The sequence below is a fragment of the Amycolatopsis sp. NBC_00438 genome, assembly GCF_036026695.1.
In the GTDB taxonomy this organism is placed as follows: domain Bacteria; phylum Actinomycetota; class Actinomycetes; order Mycobacteriales; family Pseudonocardiaceae; genus Amycolatopsis.
This window is the reverse complement of the sequence record NZ_CP107923.1, coordinates 4,845,069-4,862,160: the sequence shown is the minus strand read 5'-3', so window position 1 is coordinate 4,862,160 and position 17,092 is coordinate 4,845,069. Positions and strand designations below refer to the sequence as shown.

15 protein-coding genes are annotated in these 17,092 nt (G+C 71.6%); 11 read left to right on the top strand and 4 right to left on the bottom strand.

Annotation, left to right across the window (positions count from 1 at the left end; genetic code table 11):
• Window positions 1-69 precede the first annotated feature (69 nt).
• Together OG494_RS21230 and OG494_RS21225 are read left to right on the top strand one after the other, a co-directional pair.
• Window positions 70-1,287, top strand: a complete 1,218-nt coding sequence (locus tag OG494_RS21230; protein ID WP_328458327.1) for a sensor histidine kinase — start codon at window positions 70-72, stop codon at window positions 1,285-1,287.
• Window positions 1,284-1,937, top strand: coding sequence for a response regulator transcription factor (locus OG494_RS21225; protein ID WP_328458325.1), 654 nt, complete (start codon window positions 1,284-1,286; stop codon window positions 1,935-1,937). Before OG494_RS21230 ends, OG494_RS21225 begins: the two co-directional genes overlap by 4 nt.
• A 37-nt stretch (window positions 1,938-1,974) precedes the next feature.
• Here the strand turns inward: OG494_RS21225 and cysC are convergent, their stop codons facing one another.
• Window positions 1,975-3,786: an adenylyl-sulfate kinase gene (gene cysC, locus OG494_RS21220; protein WP_328458323.1), complete on the bottom strand. Its 1,812-nt coding sequence runs from the start codon at window positions 3,784-3,786 to the stop codon at window positions 1,975-1,977.
• Window positions 3,786-4,718 (bottom strand): sulfate adenylyltransferase subunit CysD, encoded by a 933-nt coding sequence (gene cysD, locus OG494_RS21215; RefSeq protein ID WP_328458321.1) that lies wholly within the window; start codon window positions 4,716-4,718, stop codon window positions 3,786-3,788. Before cysD ends, cysC begins: the two co-directional genes overlap by 1 nt.
• 39 nt (window positions 4,719-4,757) lie before the next feature.
• On the opposite strand from cysD, the gene OG494_RS21210 reads away from it, so the two are divergent.
• Genes OG494_RS21210 through OG494_RS21190 form a run of 5 tightly spaced genes read left to right on the top strand, consistent with a single transcriptional unit; the run spans window position 4,758 to window position 8,881 of the window.
• The gene (locus tag OG494_RS21210; RefSeq protein WP_328458319.1) at window positions 4,758-5,237 is read left to right on the top strand and encodes a nuclear transport factor 2 family protein; all 480 of its coding nucleotides are present in this window, start codon (window positions 4,758-4,760) and stop codon (window positions 5,235-5,237) included.
• Window positions 5,234-6,424, top strand: a complete 1,191-nt coding sequence (locus tag OG494_RS21205; protein ID WP_328458316.1) for a hypothetical protein — start codon at window positions 5,234-5,236, stop codon at window positions 6,422-6,424. The genes OG494_RS21210 and OG494_RS21205 overlap by 4 nt, the downstream gene beginning before the upstream one ends.
• Window positions 6,425-6,426: 2 nt before the next feature.
• Window positions 6,427-7,209, top strand: a complete 783-nt coding sequence (locus OG494_RS21200) for an SDR family oxidoreductase (RefSeq protein ID WP_328458315.1) — start codon at window positions 6,427-6,429, stop codon at window positions 7,207-7,209.
• A gap of 8 nt (window positions 7,210-7,217) precedes the next feature.
• Window positions 7,218-8,378: a sulfotransferase family protein gene (locus OG494_RS21195; RefSeq protein WP_328458313.1), complete on the top strand. Its 1,161-nt coding sequence runs from the start codon at window positions 7,218-7,220 to the stop codon at window positions 8,376-8,378.
• A 17-nt stretch (window positions 8,379-8,395) separates the two neighbouring features.
• Complete coding sequence (locus OG494_RS21190; RefSeq protein ID WP_328458311.1) at window positions 8,396-8,881, top strand: hypothetical protein; 486 nt, start codon at window positions 8,396-8,398, stop codon at window positions 8,879-8,881.
• Between the two features lie 2 nt (window positions 8,882-8,883).
• On the opposite strand, the gene OG494_RS21185 is transcribed toward OG494_RS21190, so the two are convergent.
• Entirely contained in the window at window positions 8,884-10,545 is a 1,662-nt protein-coding gene (locus OG494_RS21185) for a GGDEF domain-containing protein (protein ID WP_328458309.1), read from the bottom strand.
• A 138-nt stretch (window positions 10,546-10,683) separates the two neighbouring features.
• On the opposite strand from OG494_RS21185, the gene OG494_RS21180 reads away from it, so the two are divergent.
• Both OG494_RS21180 and OG494_RS21175 read left to right on the top strand, forming a co-directional pair.
• Window positions 10,684-11,037 carry an ArsR/SmtB family transcription factor gene (locus OG494_RS21180; protein WP_328458307.1) on the top strand — a complete coding sequence of 118 codons (354 nt, stop codon included), beginning with the start codon at window positions 10,684-10,686 and terminating at the stop codon, window positions 11,035-11,037.
• Window positions 11,034-11,669 (top strand): SRPBCC family protein, encoded by a 636-nt coding sequence (locus OG494_RS21175; RefSeq protein ID WP_328458305.1) that lies wholly within the window; start codon window positions 11,034-11,036, stop codon window positions 11,667-11,669. Before OG494_RS21180 ends, OG494_RS21175 begins: the two co-directional genes overlap by 4 nt.
• Before the next feature lie 131 nt (window positions 11,670-11,800).
• Here the strand turns inward: OG494_RS21175 and OG494_RS21170 are convergent, their stop codons facing one another.
• A complete protein-coding gene (locus OG494_RS21170; protein WP_328458303.1) occupies window positions 11,801-12,169 on the bottom strand; it encodes a PASTA domain-containing protein in 369 nt (122 codons plus the stop codon).
• 101 nt (window positions 12,170-12,270) lie between these two features.
• Here OG494_RS21170 and OG494_RS21165 point away from each other — a divergent pair, with 101 nt between their 5' ends.
• Together OG494_RS21165 and OG494_RS21160 are read left to right on the top strand one after the other, a co-directional pair.
• Entirely contained in the window at window positions 12,271-13,839 is a 1,569-nt protein-coding gene (locus OG494_RS21165; protein WP_328458302.1) for a deoxyguanosinetriphosphate triphosphohydrolase family protein, read from the top strand.
• A gap of 351 nt (window positions 13,840-14,190) precedes the next feature.
• A complete protein-coding gene (locus OG494_RS21160) occupies window positions 14,191-17,070 on the top strand; it encodes a S8 family serine peptidase (protein ID WP_328458300.1) in 2,880 nt (959 codons plus the stop codon).
• The last annotated feature ends 22 nt before the right edge of the window (window positions 17,071-17,092 follow it).

Genomic DNA, 17,092 nt, shown 5'->3' with positions numbered 1-17,092 from the left:
TGGCCTTCACGGAATTGCCTCCATCTCGAGAGGGAAGCATCCGAGCCCGCGAACTGCGAAGATCGGCTCGTGCGTGTACTCCGGCCGCTGGTGAGCAGGGCTACCTACCGCCGCTGGGTGTACCTCGTCCTCGGCGGGGCCATCAGCGTGCCCTACCTGCTGTTCGCCTCCGTCGCCGTGCCGTCGCTGCTGCCCTTCGCGGCGACGCTGGAACGGGCCAGTCTGATCGGCGGGCTGGTCACGCTGCTCGTCGTGGCCGGGACGGCGTTCCTGCCCGCCGTGCACGTCCTCGAGTCCACCGCCGTCCGCGAACTGCTCGACAACCCGGCGCCCGGCGCGCCCGCGAAACCGCGCACTCGGCAGGGGCGCGTCCGGGCTGCCGTGATGTTCGCGCTGCACGTGCTCGTCGGGTGCGGGGTCAGCCTGGTCAGCCTCGCCGCGCCCGTCGCCTTCGGGCTGTCCGTCAGCGCCGTGTTCACCGGCAAGCTGATCCAAGGCGAGGCCGAGGTCACCGTCCCGAAGGGGTGGGCCTCTGTGTGGATCCCGGTCGCTTTCGCGATCGCCGTGGTGGTGCTGATCTACGCCGTGTGGGTGATCGGCGGGCTCCTGCGGCGGGTCGCGGGACGGCTGCTCGGGATGACCGCCGCCGATCGGATCGCGCAGCTGGAACGGCGGACCGGGCAGCTCGCCGAGCGCAACCGGCTGGCGCGGGAGCTGCACGACTCGGTGGGGCACGCGCTGAGCGTCGTCTCGATCCAGGCCGGCGCCGCCCGGCGGACGCTGCGCGCCGATCCGGAGTTCACCGAACGCGCGCTGACCGCCATCGAGGACTCCGCCCGCACCGCGCTCGACGACCTCGACCACGTGCTCGGCCTGCTGCGTGAGGAAGCCGCGGGCCGCACGCCCCAACCCTCGCTGGCCGACCTGCCGGACCTTCTCGAGGCGACGCGGCTGGCCGGTACCGAGGTCACCGCGGACGTCCGTGGCGACCTGGCCGCCGTGCCGCCGGTGGTGTCGCGCGAGGTCTACCGGATCCTGCAGGAATGCCTGACCAACGCCGTCCGGCACGCCGGTAAGGTCCCGGTCACGATGGACGTCGACGTCGCGGCGAACGGCCTTGTCGCCCGGGTCGGCAACCCGCTCGGCAGCGGGACGCCGCGGGCGGGCCGCCGGGGGCTGCGCGGGATGGCCGAACGGGCGGCGGTGCTCGGCGGTGAACTGACGGCAGGGCGGGCCGGTGAGCGGTGGGAGGTCGTGGTGCGGGTGCCGTGGGGGAGCGGGCGATGAACGTCGGGGTGCTGCTGGTCGACGACGAACCGCTGATCCGTGCCGGGCTGAAGGCCATCATCGACAGCGAGGACGGCCTCGCCGTGCTGGGCGAGGCCGCCGACGGTGCCGAGGTGCCCGGGCTGGTGTCGCGGCTGCGCCCCGACGTCGTCCTGATGGACGTGCGGATGCCCGCGGTGGACGGGATCCGCGCCACCGCGCACCTGATGTCCACTGTGGATAATCCACCGAAGGTGATCGTGGTGACCACCTTCGAGAACGACGACTACGTCTACGACGCGCTTGTCGCCGGCGCCAGCGGGTTCCTGCTCAAGCGGGCCCGCCCGGAGGAGATCGTCGCGGCGATCCGGACCGTGGTGACGGGCGAGTCGCTGCTGTTCCCGGCGGCGATCCGGCGGCTGGCCGCCCAGCACTCGCCGTCGCCGGCGGGCGACGGGCTGGCGAGTGCCGGGCTGACCGAACGGGAGCGCGAAGTGCTGCGCCTGATGGCCGCCGGACTGTCCAATGTGGAGATCGCGACCGAGCTGTACCTGGGTGTCCAGACGGTGAAGACCCACGTGGGCAACGTGCTGGCCAAGCTGGGGGCGCGGGACCGGACCCAGGCGGTGGTCCGGGCGTACGACTCCGGGTTCGTCACGCCCGCCGGCTAGCCCGTGCCGCCGGAAGTGATGCCCGGACGGGCAGCGGTCAGCCGACGTCGTCGAGCAACGCCTGGATCGCCGCCGCCATCGTGGCCGGGTCGCCGTCGCCGGGACGCAGCACCAGGTCAGGGGACACCGGACGCTCGTACGGTGCGTCGATGCCGGTGAACCCCGTGATCTCCCCGGCGCGCGCCTTCGCGTACATCCCCTTCGGGTCGCGCGCCTCGCACATCTCCAGCGGCGTGTCGACGAAGACCTCGACGAACGGCAGGTCGCCGTGCGCCTCCCGGGCCAGCCGCCGGTCGGCTTCGTACGGGCTGATCAGCGACGCGATCGCGACGACACCCGCGTCCGCGAACAGCTTGGCGACCTCCGCGACGCGCCGGACGTTCTCCGCGCGGTCCGCCGGGCTGAACCCGAGACCCGCGTTGAGCCCGTGGCGCAGGTTGTCGCCGTCCAGCAGGTAAGCCGGACGGCCCGCCGCGACCAGCCGGCGTTCCAGCTCCACCGCCACCGACGACTTGCCCGACGCCGACAGCCCGGTCAGCCACACCGTGGCGCCGTGGGTCGGCCGGTCCTCGCGGCGCACCGCCGTGGTGTGCCAGACGACCGGGGACGCCGCCGCACCGGTGATCATCCCGGCCGCGACCGTGTCGCCGGTGTGCTCGTCGACCAGCAGGAACCCGCCGGTGGCCCGGTTGCGGCGGTAGGGGTCGAACAGCAGTGGCGCGCGGGTGCGCAGCCGGATCCGGCCGATGTCGTTGAGCCCCAACGACTCCGCCGTCTCGTCGCGGTGCAGCGTGGTGACGTCGAGGCGGTAGTCCAGCCGCTCCACGGACCCGCGCGTCTCGGTGGTCGTGTGCCGGACGACGTAGGTCGCGCCCGGCGTCAGCTCGGCCCGCTCGGAGAACCAGCAGACCAGCGCGTCGACCTCGCGGGCCGACTCCGCGCGGTTGCCCGGGCGGCACAGCATCGCGCCGCGGCCGAGGTCGAGGTCGTCGGCCAGCTCGACCGTCACGGCCTGCCCGGTGAACGCCTCGTCGAGGGGCGTTCCGCCCGGGCCCCACACCGCGCGCACCTCGGTGGTGAACCCGGACGGCAGCGCCACGACTTCGTCACCCGGCTTGAACACGCCACCGGCGACGGTGCCCGCGTAACCGCGGAAGTCCGAGCGCCGGATCACGTACTGCACCGGGAACCGCGCGTCGATCAGGTTGCGGTCGGAGGCGACGTGCACCTCTTCCAGCTGGTGCAGCAGCGAAGTCCCTTCGTACCAAGGCATGCTCGCGCTACGGTGGACGACGTTGTCGCCGTGCAGCGCCGAGACCGGCACGAACGTCAGGTCGGCGACGTCGAGCTTCATCGCGAACCGCCGGAAGTCCTCGCGGATCTCGTCGAACCGCTCCTGTGACCAGCCGACGAGGTCCATCTTGTTGACGCACACCACGAGGTGCCCGATCCCGAGCAGCGACGCGAGGAACGCGTGCCGCCGGGACTGCTCGAGGACGCCCTTGCGCGCGTCGACGAGCACCAGTGCCAGGTCGGCGGTGGACGCGCCGGTCACCATGTTGCGGGTGTACTGCAGGTGCCCCGGCGTGTCCGCGATGATGAACTTCCGCTTGGGCGTGGCGAAGTAGCGGTGCGCGACGTCGATGGTGATGCCCTGCTCGCGCTCGGCGCGCAGGCCGTCGGTGAGCAGCGCGAGGTCCGGGTAGTCCTCGCCGCGCTCGCGGCTCGTGCGTTCGAGGGCGGCGAGCTGGTCGGTGAAGATCGCCTTCGAGTCGAACAGCAGCCGGCCGATCAGCGTGGACTTGCCGTCGTCGACACTGCCCGCCGTGGCGATCCGCAGCAGCTGCATCAGAAATAGCCTTCCCGCTTGCGGTCTTCCATGCCGGCCTCGGAAATCCGGTCGTCCGCGCGGGTGGCGCCGCGCTCGGTGATCCGCGTCGCGGCCACCTCGGCGACCACTTCGGACGGGGTCGCCGCCGACGATTCGACGCAGCCGGTGCACGTCGCGTCGCCGACGGTCCGGAAGCGCACGGTCGCCTCGTACGGTGCCTCACCGTCCACAAGCGACAGGAAACGCGTCGCCGCGAGCAACATGCCGTCGCGCTGGACGACCTCGCGGCGATGCGCGTAGTACAACGGCGGCAGCGCGATCCGCTCGTCGCGGATGTACTGCCAGATGTCCAGCTCGGTCCAGTTCGACAGCGGGAAGACGCGGATGTGCTCGCCGCGCCGGTGCCGCCCGTTGTAGAGGTTCCACAGCTCGGGCCGCTGCGCCCGCGGGTCCCACTGGCCGTGCTCGTCGCGGAAGCTGAACACCCGCTCCTTGGCCCGGGCCTTCTCCTCGTCCCGGCGGGCGCCGCCGAACACGGCGTCGAAGCCGCCTTCGCGGATCGCGCGCAGCAGCGTGGCCGTCTGCAGGCGGTTGCGGCTGGCCCGCGGGCCGGTCTCCTCGACGACGCGCCCGGCGTCGAGGTCGTCCTGGACACTCGCGACGTGCAGCCGCACGCCGAGGGAGGCGACGGTCTCGTCGCGGAACCGCAGCACCTCGTCGAAGTTGTGGCCGGTGTCGACGTGCAGCACCGGGAACGGCAGCGGCGCCGGCCAGAACGCCTTCGCGGCGGCGTGCAGCATCACCACCGAGTCCTTGCCGCCGGAAAAGAGCAGGACGGGGTGCTCGAAGGTCGCCGCGACTTCGCGGAAGACGTGCACGGCCTCCGCTTCGAGCGCGGCCAGGTGCGACAGCTCGTACGAGGTCACGGACACCCGAAAAAAGTAGAACATGTTCTTGTCATCGGTCAAGCGGTGCGGGACCCTGTGACGATGGACCTGGTCGTACTCGAAGAGATCCGCCGGCTGAAGTACCGCTACCTGCGCGGCGTCGACCTGAAGCTGTGGGACGAGGTGGCCGACACCTTCACCGTCGACGCCACGGCCGACTACGGGACCCGCGCCACGGGCCGGGAAGGGCATCGGCTCGCCGGCCGCGACGCGATCCTCGAGTTCCTCACCAAGAGCCTCGGCAACGGCATCATCACCGTGCACCACGCAGGTCAGCCCGAGATCGACGTCGACGGCGACACCGCGACCGGGTGGTGGTCCTTCACCGACAAGGTGATCGTGCCCGACCACAAGGTGATCATCGACGGCGCCGCGTTCTACGAGGACACCTACCGCCGCGACACCGACGGCGCCTGGCGGATGACGCACATCGGCTACACGCGGACGTACGAGTCGATGACCTCCTGGGAGGGCGACGCGGGCTTCCGGCTGCTCGCCAATCGCTGGGCCGTGCCCGCATGATCGAGAACGAGTTCTCGCTGACGCGGCCGTTCGCCGAGGCGATCGTCGAGGCCGAAAACCTGCTCGCCGGTGCGCCGCATGTGAAGACCGAGCAGGACCTCCTGGAGGGCTACGACTACCTCGCGGGGAGCATCCGCGCGTCACTGCAGATGGCCTGGGCCTACCAGCGCGACTTCCCGTACTTCACCGCGTCCACCGGCCCGTACACGAAGATGGGGCTGGACAACCCGGACACGCTCTACTTCAACGCGAACATCCGCGACGACCGCGAGTACCTGGTCACCGGGGTCCGGGGGACCACCGCCGACCTGAGCTTCCAGATCCTCAACGGCGACTACTCGCCGGTCGTGGTGCCCGACAGCCTCGCCGCGTTCGACGACCGGGCCATCAAAATCGGCGAAGACGGCCGGTTCGAGCTGCGGTTCGGCCCGGCGCGCGAGAACCCCGGGCCGAACTACTTCACCCTGGGCAAAGGCTCGTCGATGCTCGTCGTGCGCGAGGTCCACAGCGACTGGGCGACCGAACGCCGTGGCGAGATCCGCATCCAGTGCGTCGACACCGCCGGGCAGGCGCCGCCGGTGCCGGACCGGCCGGCGCTGGCCAAACGCTACGGCGTCACCGGCAAGATCCTGCTGAGCCGGCTCAAGACGTTCCTGGCCTTCCCGAAGTGGTTCTACGACGACCTGCCGGTGAACACCATGACCGAGCCGCGTTCGACGCCGGGCGGGCTGACCACGCAGTTCTCCTCGGCCGGGCACTACGAGCTGGGCGACGAAGAGGCGATGATCGTCACCGTGCCCCGCTGCGCCGACGCGCCGTACCAGGGCATCCAGCTCGGCAGCCTCTGGTACGTCTCGCTCGACTACATCAACCACCAGACGAGCCTCACCGCCGACCAGGCGCGGGTCGACCCGGACGGCAAGATCCGGTTCGTCATCAGCGAACGCGACCCCGGCCTGGCGAACTGGCTGGAGCGCACCGGGCACGACCGCGGGTACGTCCAGATCCGCTGGCAGCGGATCGCGCGGGACCTCGGCCCGGACGACGGCCCGGTCGTCGAGGTCGTCAAGGTGGACGACCTGCCGGACCGGCTGCCGTATCACGCGGAAGCGCGGGTGACGCCCGAAGAGTGGGCGGCGAGGATCGCGGCCCGGCAGGACGCCGTCGCCGCCCGGATGCTGGGGTGAGCATGGAAAACCTGTTGCGGGACAAAGTGGTCGTCGTTTCGGGTATCGGCCCGGGCCTCGGCCGGTCGATCGCCGTGCGCAGCGCGATGGCGGGCGCGGACGTCGTGCTCGCCGCGCGCACCGAGTCGCGGCTCACCGAAGTCGCGAAGGAGGTCACCGACCTCGGCCGCCGGGCCGTCGCGGTCCGCACCGACATCGACGACGCCGACTCCGCCGCGAACCTGGTGAGCGAGGCCGTCGAGGCGTTCGGCCGGGTGGACGCGGTGGTGCACAACGCCTTCGCCGTCCCGCCGCTGACCGATCTGGCCACTGTGGACTTCGACGCCGTCCGCGCGGGTTTCGAGACCGCGGCGATCTCGGTGCTCCGGCTGACGCGGCTGTTCCTGCCCGCGCTCAAGGAGAGCAAGGGCTCGCTGGTGATGATCAACTCGGCGGTGCTGCGGCATTCGCGGCGCACGTTCGGCGCGTACAAGATGGCGAAGTCGTCGCTGCTGTCGCTGTCCCAGAGCCTGGCGAGCGAACTCGGGCCGGACGGCATCCGTGTCAACACGGTCGCGCCCGGGTACATCTGGGCGCCGAACCTCAAGTGGTACTTCACCTACCTGGCCAAGGAACGCGGGATCACGTCGGAGGAGGTCTACGCCGAGACGGCGTCGACCATCGACCTGCGCAAGCTGCCGGAACCCGACGAGATCGCCGACGCCGTGGTGTTCCTCGCGTCGCCGATGGCGCGCGCGATCACCGGGCAGTGCCTCGACGTCAACGGCGGCGAGTACCACCACTAGGAGGATCCATGCTCCCCGGCCGGGCCGACCTGGGCACGTTCGACGACCTGCACGCCTCGGCGTCGAAGCTCACCGGGCTCGACGACTACGGCGGCGACGAGTACGTCGAGGGCCTGCGTGTGCTGCTGGAGTCGTTCGAGGCCGACGAGGACCTGACGCCGTTCGGGAACAAGGTGCACCGCGCGATGCTGCGCGGCGCGCTCGTCGCGCGCCTGCTCAGCGAAACGGGCTGGAAGCAGCACCCGGCGTCGGCTTCCGTGGCGATCGAGCGGCCGATCTTCGTGACCGGCCTGCCCCGCACCGGCACGACGGCGCTGCACCGGCTGCTCGTCGAGGACCCCGCGCACCAGGGTCTCGAGGTGTGGCTCGCCGAGGTCCCGCAGCCGCGGCCGCCGCGCGCGACGTGGGCGGAAAACCCGATTTTCCAGGGGATCCAGGCCGGCTACGAACGCCACCACGTCGAGCACCCGGAGTTCATGGGCGTGCACCACATGTCCGCCGACCAGGTGGAGGAGTGCTGGCAGCTGCTGCGGCAGTCGATGCGGTCAGTGTCGTTCGAGTGCCTCGCGCACCTGCCGCGCTACTCGCGCTGGCTGGCGAAGCAGGACTGGACGGACGCCTACGCCCGGCACCGGCGCAACCTGCAGCTGATCGGGCTGCCGGACGCGGGGAAGCGCTGGGTGCTGAAGAACCCGAGTCACCTCTTCGCGCTGGACGCCCTGATGGCGGCGTACCCGGACGCGCTGGTGATCCAGACCCACCGCGCGCCGCGCACGATCATGGGCTCGATGTGCAGCCTGGCGGAGAAAGCGGCGGACGGCTGGTCCTCGAAGTTTCGTGGCGAGGTGATCGGGCGCTCGCAGCTCGACCTGTGGGCCCGCGGCGCGGACGAGTTCCACGCGGCGCGTTCCCGGTATGACTCGGCGCAGTTCTACGATGTGGCGTACGAGGATTTCGTGGCGGATCCGATCGGGACGGTGTCCACTGTGTACGACCACTTCGGACTGTCGCTGAGTCCTGAGGCGCGGTCCGCGATGACGTCGGTGCACGAGGCGAGCCGGACGGGGTCGGCGAAGCCGGTGCACAAGTACAGCCTGGCGGACTTCGGGCTGACGGCCGAAGAGGTCGACGAGCGTTTCGCGGATTACTCGCGTACGTACGGCTCGTGAGTGGGAGACTACGTCGTGTGTCTTCGATCTGGACGGCCATCGTCGCCGTGGCCGGAACTCTCCTCGGTTCCGGCCTGACCTACCTGTTCCAGCGGCTGACGTTGCGGCGGACCGCCGCGGAAGCCCGGAGCGAGAAGCGCCGCGAGGAGTTCACGAACGCCGTCGCCGCGTACGCGTCCGTGGCCGCCACGCTCAGGCGGGCGGAGTTCGATCGGGCCAAGAAGCGGCTCGAGGGTGTGAAGGGCGAACAACGCGAAGCGGTGCGGCAGGAGACGCACCACCTGCGCGCCGAGGCGCAGAGCGCCTACTACCTCGTCCGGCTCCTCGCCGACCCGGACATCGACGGGGAACTGGTCCGCGACGCGGACGACGTCATCAGCAGGTCACGGGCGATCACCGCGGACTCGAACATGATGAGCGAGGCGATCGAGCGGAGCGATGAAGCGGCCGAAGCGCTGCGCAAGTTCATCGACAAGGCGAACCGGCGCCTGTCGACGTTCTGACGTCAGCCGGCCGCGGCCTGCAGTCCGCGGGTCCCGATGCCGCGCAACACTTCCACGCGCTCCGCGCCCGGGCGGCTGAGCACCCAGCTCGACCCGGGCACCGACTTCGCGCGCTTCTTCAACGGCGCCAGCAGCCGGGAAGCCTCCTGGTATGACCGGATCGACCCGCTGCCGCACACCAGCGTCGCCAGCGAGACCGTCACCGGGAGGCCGTCCGCCGACCAGGGGCGGTCGAGGAGCGCGCCCGCCACCGTCGCGATCTCGTCGACGTCGCAGACCACCAGGAAGTCGTCGCCGCCGACGTGGCTGACCCGCATCCGGCGCAGCCCGCCCGCCAGGGACGTGAGCGCCGCGCCCAGTTCGCGGATCAGGTCGTCGCCCGCGGCGAACCCGGCCGTGTCGTTGACCGTCTTGAACGAGTCGATGTCCAGCCACGCGGCCACGAACGCCTCGCCGATGGTGATCCGGCGGGCGACGTCGCGGGCGACCGTGTCGCTGCCCGGCAGCCGGGTCAGCGGGTTCAGCGCCGCCGCGGCCTCGACCTTCGCCTCGGCCACGCCGCGGACCACCTCGGTCACCAGGACCACGCCGAGGCAGCGGCCGACGTCGTCGACCACGACGACGTCGTCGCCGGTGCGGCCCCAGTCGGCGTCGGTGACCAGTTCGAGGAACTCCATCGCCCCGGCGCGGGCTTCGATCGTGTGCGGGCTGTCGGCCAGCCGCGCGGCCGGGCGCTTCGCGTGCAGCGCGTGGCCGTACGGCCCGGTGACGGCGACCAGGAACCGTGTCCGGTCGACCGACCAGCGGGGCCGGTTCAGCTCGTCGACGCCGATGACGCCCGACGGCGCGTCCGCGGCCGCGAGCACCTCGCGGACCTCGTCGCACGTCGCGGTTTCCGGCAGCGTCGTGGCCGGCCGCAGGAAGTCGCCGACGCACTGGGCCGGGCCCGGGGCGGCGACGGCGGGCGCACGGGAGAGCAGCGCCGGCGCCGGGCCGGCGGCGGTCGGCGGGGCCAGCAGGTTGCCCTGGGCGATCCGGATGCCGAGCCCGCGGACCGCGTCGAGCTGGGCGTCGGTCTCCAGGCCGGTCGCGACCAGGCGGGTGCCGGTGCGGGTGGTGTAGTGCAGCACCGCCTCGGCGACGGCGACCGACGCCGGGTCGTCCGGCAGCCCGCGCAGCACCGTGCGGTCCAGCTTGACCAGGTCGACCGGCGCGTCGATCAGCAGGCTCAGCGGCAGGTCGCCGCGGCCGAGGCCGTCGAGCGCGAGCCGGAAGCCGAGGTCGGTGAGCGCCCGCATGCCGCTCAGCGCGCGCTCGGCCGGCAGCGGCGAGAACGGCGGGCCGATCTCGAGGACGACGTCACGGGTGCGACGCCCGGCGTCGCCGAGCTCGGCCAGGAGGTCGTCGAACATCGCCGGTGGCGCGCCGAGGGTGCGGGCGGAGAGGTTGAGGTGCAGCGGGAGCGACGTCTCGTCCTGCCGGACGGCGGCGATCGCGAGGCCGAGGTCCACCTCGGCGAGCCGGCCCTCGCGACGGGCCTGCGTCAGCAGCTCCGCGACGGTCCCGTGGCCCGGCCTGGCCAGCGCTTCGTGAGCCACGACGCCTCCCGTGAGGAGGCTGTACAGCGGCTGGAAAGCGAAGCGGACCGCGCGTGGCGACTTCACGTCCTCGATGCTCGCCGGTCACGCGCCGAAACGAAACCCATGTCGACTGATGTTCATCGCAGCGGCACCCGGGTTACTCACATCGGGTTACTGGATCACGCTTGACTTATATAAGTGGCCACTTGTAGTTTGGCCGGGGTGCACGCGTTCGACGTCCTCGGCGACCCGGTCCGCCGCCGCATCCTCGAGCTGCTGGCCGACGGCGAACGGGCCGCCGGCGCGGTGACCGAGGTGATCCGGGCCGAGTTCGGCATCTCGCAGCCCGCGGTGTCCCAGCACCTGAAAGTGCTGCGGGACAACGGCTTCGCGCTCGTGCGCCAGGAAGGGACGCGCCGGCTGTACGCGGTCGGGCACGAACCCCTGCGCGACGTCGACGTCTGGCTCGACCGGTTCCGCCGGTACTGGACCCCGCACCTCGACGCGCTGGCCACCGAAATCGCCCGCGGCAAGCGCGCCCGGCGCCTCGCCGAACCAGAAGGAGACTCTCCGTGATCGACTCCAGCCACCAGATCAGCGCCGTCCGCCGGACGCTCGGCGACCGGGTGATCGACGCGAAGGACGCCCGCGTCCTGACCATCAGCCAGGTCTACGACACCGACGTCGAGGACCTGTGGGACGCCTGCACGAACGCCGAGCGCATCCCGCGCTGGTTCCTGCCGGTCACCGGCGAGCTGAAGCTCGGCGGCCACTACCAGCTGGAGGGCAACGCGGGCGGTACGGTCGAGCGCTGCGAGCCGCCGCACAGCTTCGCCGCGACGTGGGAGTTCGGCGACACCGTCAGCTGGATCGAGGTGCGGCTGACGCCGGAGGGCACGGGCACCCGGTTCGAGCTGGAGCACGTCGCGCACGTCGACGACCGCTGGGACGAGTTCGGCCCGGGCGCGGTCGGCATCGGCTGGGACGGGATGCTGGTCGGCCTGGTCCTGCACCTGGCCGAGCCGGGTCAGGCCGTCGACCCGGAAGCGGCGATGGCCTGGATGATGTCGCCGTCGGGCGTCGAGTTCATGACGGCGTCGAGCGAAGCCTGGTACCAGGCCGACGTCGCGGCGGGCGCGGACCCGGTCAACGCGCGTGCGGCGGCCGACCGCACCCTGGCGGCGTACACGACCCCGCCGGAGGCCTGACCGACGCCGTGTCGTCCGTCCAGGTACGCGTGTCGTCCGCCTGGGTACGCGTGTTCGCCGTTCCGGTACGTGCCCGATGGACGACACGCGTACTCAGCCGGACGACACGCGTACGCGGATGGACGACACGGTCAGCGTTCGCTGGTCTTGACCGCGGTCAGGGTGATCACCGCGTCGGGCTGGACTTCGGTGCCCGGCGCCGGGTCCTGGCCGGTCTGGACCCAGTTGCGGTCGACCAGCAGCGCGCGGCCCTGGCCGGTGCCGTCGACCTCGCGCAGGTTGTAGAGGCCGGCCTTCTGCATCGCGTTCTGGGCGTCCTGGTGGTTCATGCCGGAGACGTCCGGGACCTTGATCGACGCGGCGCGGGTGGTGGCGGGCGCGGCGGCAGTGGACGTGGTGCTCGCCCCGGGGCCACTCGTGGGGCCGGCGCCGCAGGCGGCGAGCCCGGCGCCCAGCACCACGGCGACAGCGGCGGCGGTGACGCGAATCGGACTGATCATGGCAGCTCCTCGGTGGGTGGATACCCCGTCAGTCGGTCCGTGAACACGCGGTGTTGCCCATCGATCGGGTGATTCCGGGGGCGCCGGATAAGGTCGGGCGCATGGATCACGGCACCGAAACGGACCCCCGCGCGGCTCGACGGGACCCGGTGGCCAACGCCGGCGGGTTCACCGACCTGGCGAGCAGCCCGTTCCGGATCGACCGCGACCGGATCGCCGCGTCGCCGTTCTTCGCGCGGCTCGGCGGCGTGACGCAGGTGGTCAGCGCCGGCGGGGCCGGGCTGCTGCACAACCGGCTCACCCACAGCCTGAAGGTCGCGCAGGTCGCGCGCGCCATCGCCGAGCGGATCACCACCGGGCCCGAAGCCGATCTGGCCGCGAAGCTGGGCGGCTGCGACCCGGACGTCGCCGAGGCCGCCGCACTCGCGCACGACCTCGGGCACCCGCCGTTCGGGCACCTCGGCGAGCAGACGCTCGACCGCATCGCGCGGCACCGCTTCGGCCTCGCCGACGGCTTCGAAGGCAACGCGCAGTCGTTCCGCATCATCACCACGACCGACGTCCGCGGGCCGTCGGCGATCGGGCTGGACCTCACCACCGCCGTGCGCGCCGCGGTCCTCAAGTACCCGTGGCTGCGGCTGCACCACCCCGCGCCGCACCCGTCGGAGATGGCCGTCCCGCCGCGCGGCGCCGCCGAGCCGGACGACCACCCGGGCACCGGCGCGGCCAAGTTCTCCGCCTACGCCACCGAGCTCGACGACTTCGAGCAGGCGCGCGCGGCCTTCGCCGGGCGGGTCGAGAGCTGGCAGCAGACCGTCGAGGCGTCCGTGATGGACACCGCCGACGACATCGCCTACGCCATCCACGACCTGCAGGACTTCCACCGCATCGGCGTCCTGCAGCACGCGCCGGTCGCCGCGGAGCTGGGGGAGTGGCTCCTGCACGCCGAGGAACTGGCCGGGCTCGACGACGAGACGCTGTACGCGGAACTGCGCCGCCCGGGCCGGTCCCTGGAACGCCTGCGCCGCCGCATGCACGCCAAGGACGCGTGGATCGTCGACGACGACGCCTTCGCCGCGGCGGTCGCGCGGGTGCGCGCGGAACTCGTCGACGGGCTCCTGGCCGGCGCCTTCGATGGCTCGATCGAGGCCGAACAGGCGACGGCGGCGTTTTCGGCCAATTGGACCGCCCGCCTGGTCGACGGCGTGTTCGTGGTCGCGTCGCCGTCCACCCGCGCCGGCCATGTGACGCTCGCGACGGCCCAATGGCACGAGGTCCAGGTGCTGAAGTTCGTGCACCGCCGGTTCGTGCTGCTGCGCCCGGACCTCGCGCTGCACCAGCGCGGCCAGGCCGGCGTGGTCGCGAGCCTGGTCGACGCGCTCGACGCGTGGCTGCTGGACCGCGACGAGGTCTCCCGCCTCCCGCGCCGCCTGCACGACCTGGTCGAGCTGGCCCGCGCCGAGTACTCGGACCTGGCCCGCACGGCGCCGGAATTGCTGGTCGGCGCGACGGGGGAGCCGGTGTCCGGCACGGACGCGGTGCGCAACCTGGCGCGGGGCCGGGCGGTGGTGGATTTCGTGGCGTCGTTGACGGACAAGCAGGCGGTGACCCTTTTGGACGCTTTGTCCGGGCGGTCGGCGCAGCCGTGGTCGGATTCGTTCGTCCTGTGACGGGCGGCCGCTGCTGTAGGTAGGTCGCGATCCGGTCGTCCCGGAGGGCCCTGTCCGATTCTTGTCCGATCGCGACGATCCCGTGCAGTGGTATCGCTTGACGCGGCTGGTCCGTTTCGTTCGTCCTGTAACAGTTGAGCGGTTCCGCTGAACGGCCTACGACTTACGGTCCATTCAGGAAAATACCCATCCGATGTCACTCGAACGGCTGATGCTTACAGAGAACTCACAGTACTTAGCTGGGTCCTGCCGGTGATCACCGGCGTCGGTCAGCGTGAGTCGGGGCACGCGCCTGGAGACAATCGGAGGGCGCACGTGCGTCGTACCCGTTCCACGAGATCGAGATCCACAGTGCTCACGGCCGGGGCGGCGGCGTTGCTCGCCGCGCTCGGCCTGGTGTCGCCGCCCGCCGCGGGCGCCGCCACCGCGTCCACTCCGGACACGTTCAGCGCCACCGCGCAGCAGCAGATCGCCGCCCTGCAGGCCGTCAAGGCCGGGAAGACCGCGGCTGAGTCCAAAGTAGACAGCAAGCTGCTCGTCGCCGAGAAGGGCGTGGGCAAGCAGCTGAACGCACTGCAGTCCGAGGCCGCCGTCTCGAAGACCGGGACGGTGCTGGTCGACATCCGCGCGACCAAGGTCTCGCCGGACCTGATTTCCGGGCTCACCAAGGCCGGGGCGGGCATCCGCGCGGTGTCCGACCGCTACGGGAGCGTCCGGGCCGAGGTGCCGCTGGCCGCCGTCAGCGCGATCGCCGCCCGCGGCGACGTCAAGCGCGTCGAGCAGGCCGACGGCGCGATGACCGCCCGCGAACTGGCCACCCCCGCGACGACGCCGGGCAAGGCCGCCGAGACCAAGCAGCAGAAGGCCGCCCGCATCTCGGGCGAGCTGCAGAAGGCCCTCACGAGCAAGACCCAGCAGCGCAGCGCCGCCGCGGCCGCCACGCTGACCAGCCAGGGCGACCGCGCGCACAACGCCGACATCGCCCGCCAGCAGTTCGGCGTCACCGGCGTCGGCGTCAAGGCGTGCGCCCTGTCGGACGGCATCGACTCCCTGGCCACTTCGCAGGCCAAGGGTGAGCTGCCGCCGAACGTCGACGTCATCGCTGGGCAGGAGGGCGACGGCGACGAGGGCACCGCGATGCTCGAGATCATCCACGACCTCGCGCCCAACGCCGCGCTCGGCTTCGCGTCGGCGTTCAACTCCGACGCCAGCTTCGCGGACAACATCCGCAAGCTCCGCTTCGAGTCGCACTGCGACGTCATCGTCGACGACGTCATCTACTTCAAGGAATCCCCGTTCCAGGACTGGATCATCGCCCAGGCCGTGAACGACGTGACCGCTGACGGCGCGCTGTACTTCTCCTCGGCGGGCAACGAGGGCAACGTCCTCGACGGCACCGCCGGGCACTGGGAAGGCGACTTCGTCGACTCCGGCAAGTCGGTCGGCAAGTTCGCCGGTGTCGCGCACAACTTCGCCGGCGCCGCGGGCAACCAGATCTACGAGCCCGTCTCGGACGCGTCCTCGGCCGGCGTGCCGGTGACGCTGCACTGGTCGGACCCGCTCGGCGCGTCGTCGAACGACTACGACCTCTACCTGCTGAACTCGGCGGGCGCGGTCGTGGACTTCAGCCAGGACGTCCAGGACGGCACCCAGGACCCGTTCGAGATCCTGCAGACGCCGGCGTTCGGCGGCACGGGCCTGCGTCTGGCCGTCGTCAAGTTCTCCGGTGCGGGCCGCTACCTGTCGCTGTCCGCGCTGCGCGGGCGGTTCAAGGACTCCGCGGACGGCCTCAAGGCCTACAACACCCCGGGCGTGACGGTCGGCCACTCGGCCGCGCGCGACGCCTTCAGCGTGGCCGCCACCCCGGCGGCCGCGGCGTTCGGCCGGCCCCTCGAGCCGGGTGACCCGGCCAACCCGGCCGGTCCGTTCCCGGGCTCGTTCAGCAGCACCTCCAAGGCCGAGCGGTTCAGCTCCGACGGCCCGCGGCGCGTGTTCTACGAGGCCGACGGCACCCCGATCACCCCGGGCAACGTCTCCTCGACCGGTGGTGAGGTCCGGAACAAGCCGGAGATCACCGCGGCCGACGGCGTGCAGACCAGCGTGACCGGCTTCAGCCCGTTCTTCGGCACGTCGGCCGCCGCGCCGCACGCCGGGGCCATCGCGGCGCTGGTGCTCTCGGGCAACCCCGGCCTGCCGCCGTCGGAGGTCCGCGAGGCGCTGATCAACACCGCCGTCGACATCGAGACCCCGGGCCGCGACAACGTGACCGGCTCGGGCGTCATCCTCGCCGACAAGGTGCTCGCCTACACCGGGGCCAGCCCGCAGCCGCTCGCCGTGGCCAAGCAGCCGACGGTCACCCCGGCCGACGGCGGCTCCTCGCTCGACCCGGGCGACACCGCCAAGGTGACGCTGCCGGTGACCAACGACGGTGACGGCGCCGCCGTCTCCACCAGCGTCGTGCTCACCAGCCCGACCCCGGGCGTGACCGTCGCGCCGCGCTCGAAGTCCTACGGCACCATCAGCCCGGGACAGACCGGCGTCAACGACTTCACCATCACCGTCCCGGCGAGCCAGCAGCTCGGCGTGCCCGTGGTGCTGAACGCCAAGGTCACCTTCGCCGGTGCGCACTCGCCGACGACGTCGACGTTCTCGCTCCCGGTCGGCACCCCGTCGCCGGTCGCGCAGGACTTCGCCTACACCGGCGCGCCGGTGGCGATCCCGGACAACAGCCCGGTCGGCGCTTCGGTGACCATCCCGGTCACCGGGGTCGGCCGCGCGGCGAAGGTGTCGTTCTCGGTGGACGGCACCACCTGCAGCACCGACCCGCTCTCGACGGCGGTCGGCCTGAACCACTCCTACGTCGGTGACCTGGTCGGCTCGCTGACCTCGCCGTCCGGGGCCAAGGCCACGGTGTTCCAGCGCAACGGCGGTTCGGGCAAGAACCTGTGCAAGGTCGTGTTCGCCGACGACGCGGCGGTCGCGTTCAGCACGGTGACCTCGGCCAACGCGCCGTTCACCGGCTCGTACAAGCCGACCAACGCCCTCGGCGGCCTGGCCGGGGCCGTCGTCGACGGCACCTGGACGTTCGGGGTGGTCGACGCGGCCGGCGGCGACGTCGGCTCGATCCGCTCGGTCGCCCTGCACATCAACGGGTTCGTGCAGCCCGCGGCGGCCGGCCGGCCGTCGAACGTGCACAGCGTGACGAACAACGGGCCGGTGCACCCGCAGTAAGTTCGCACTAAAGCCGTGAAGG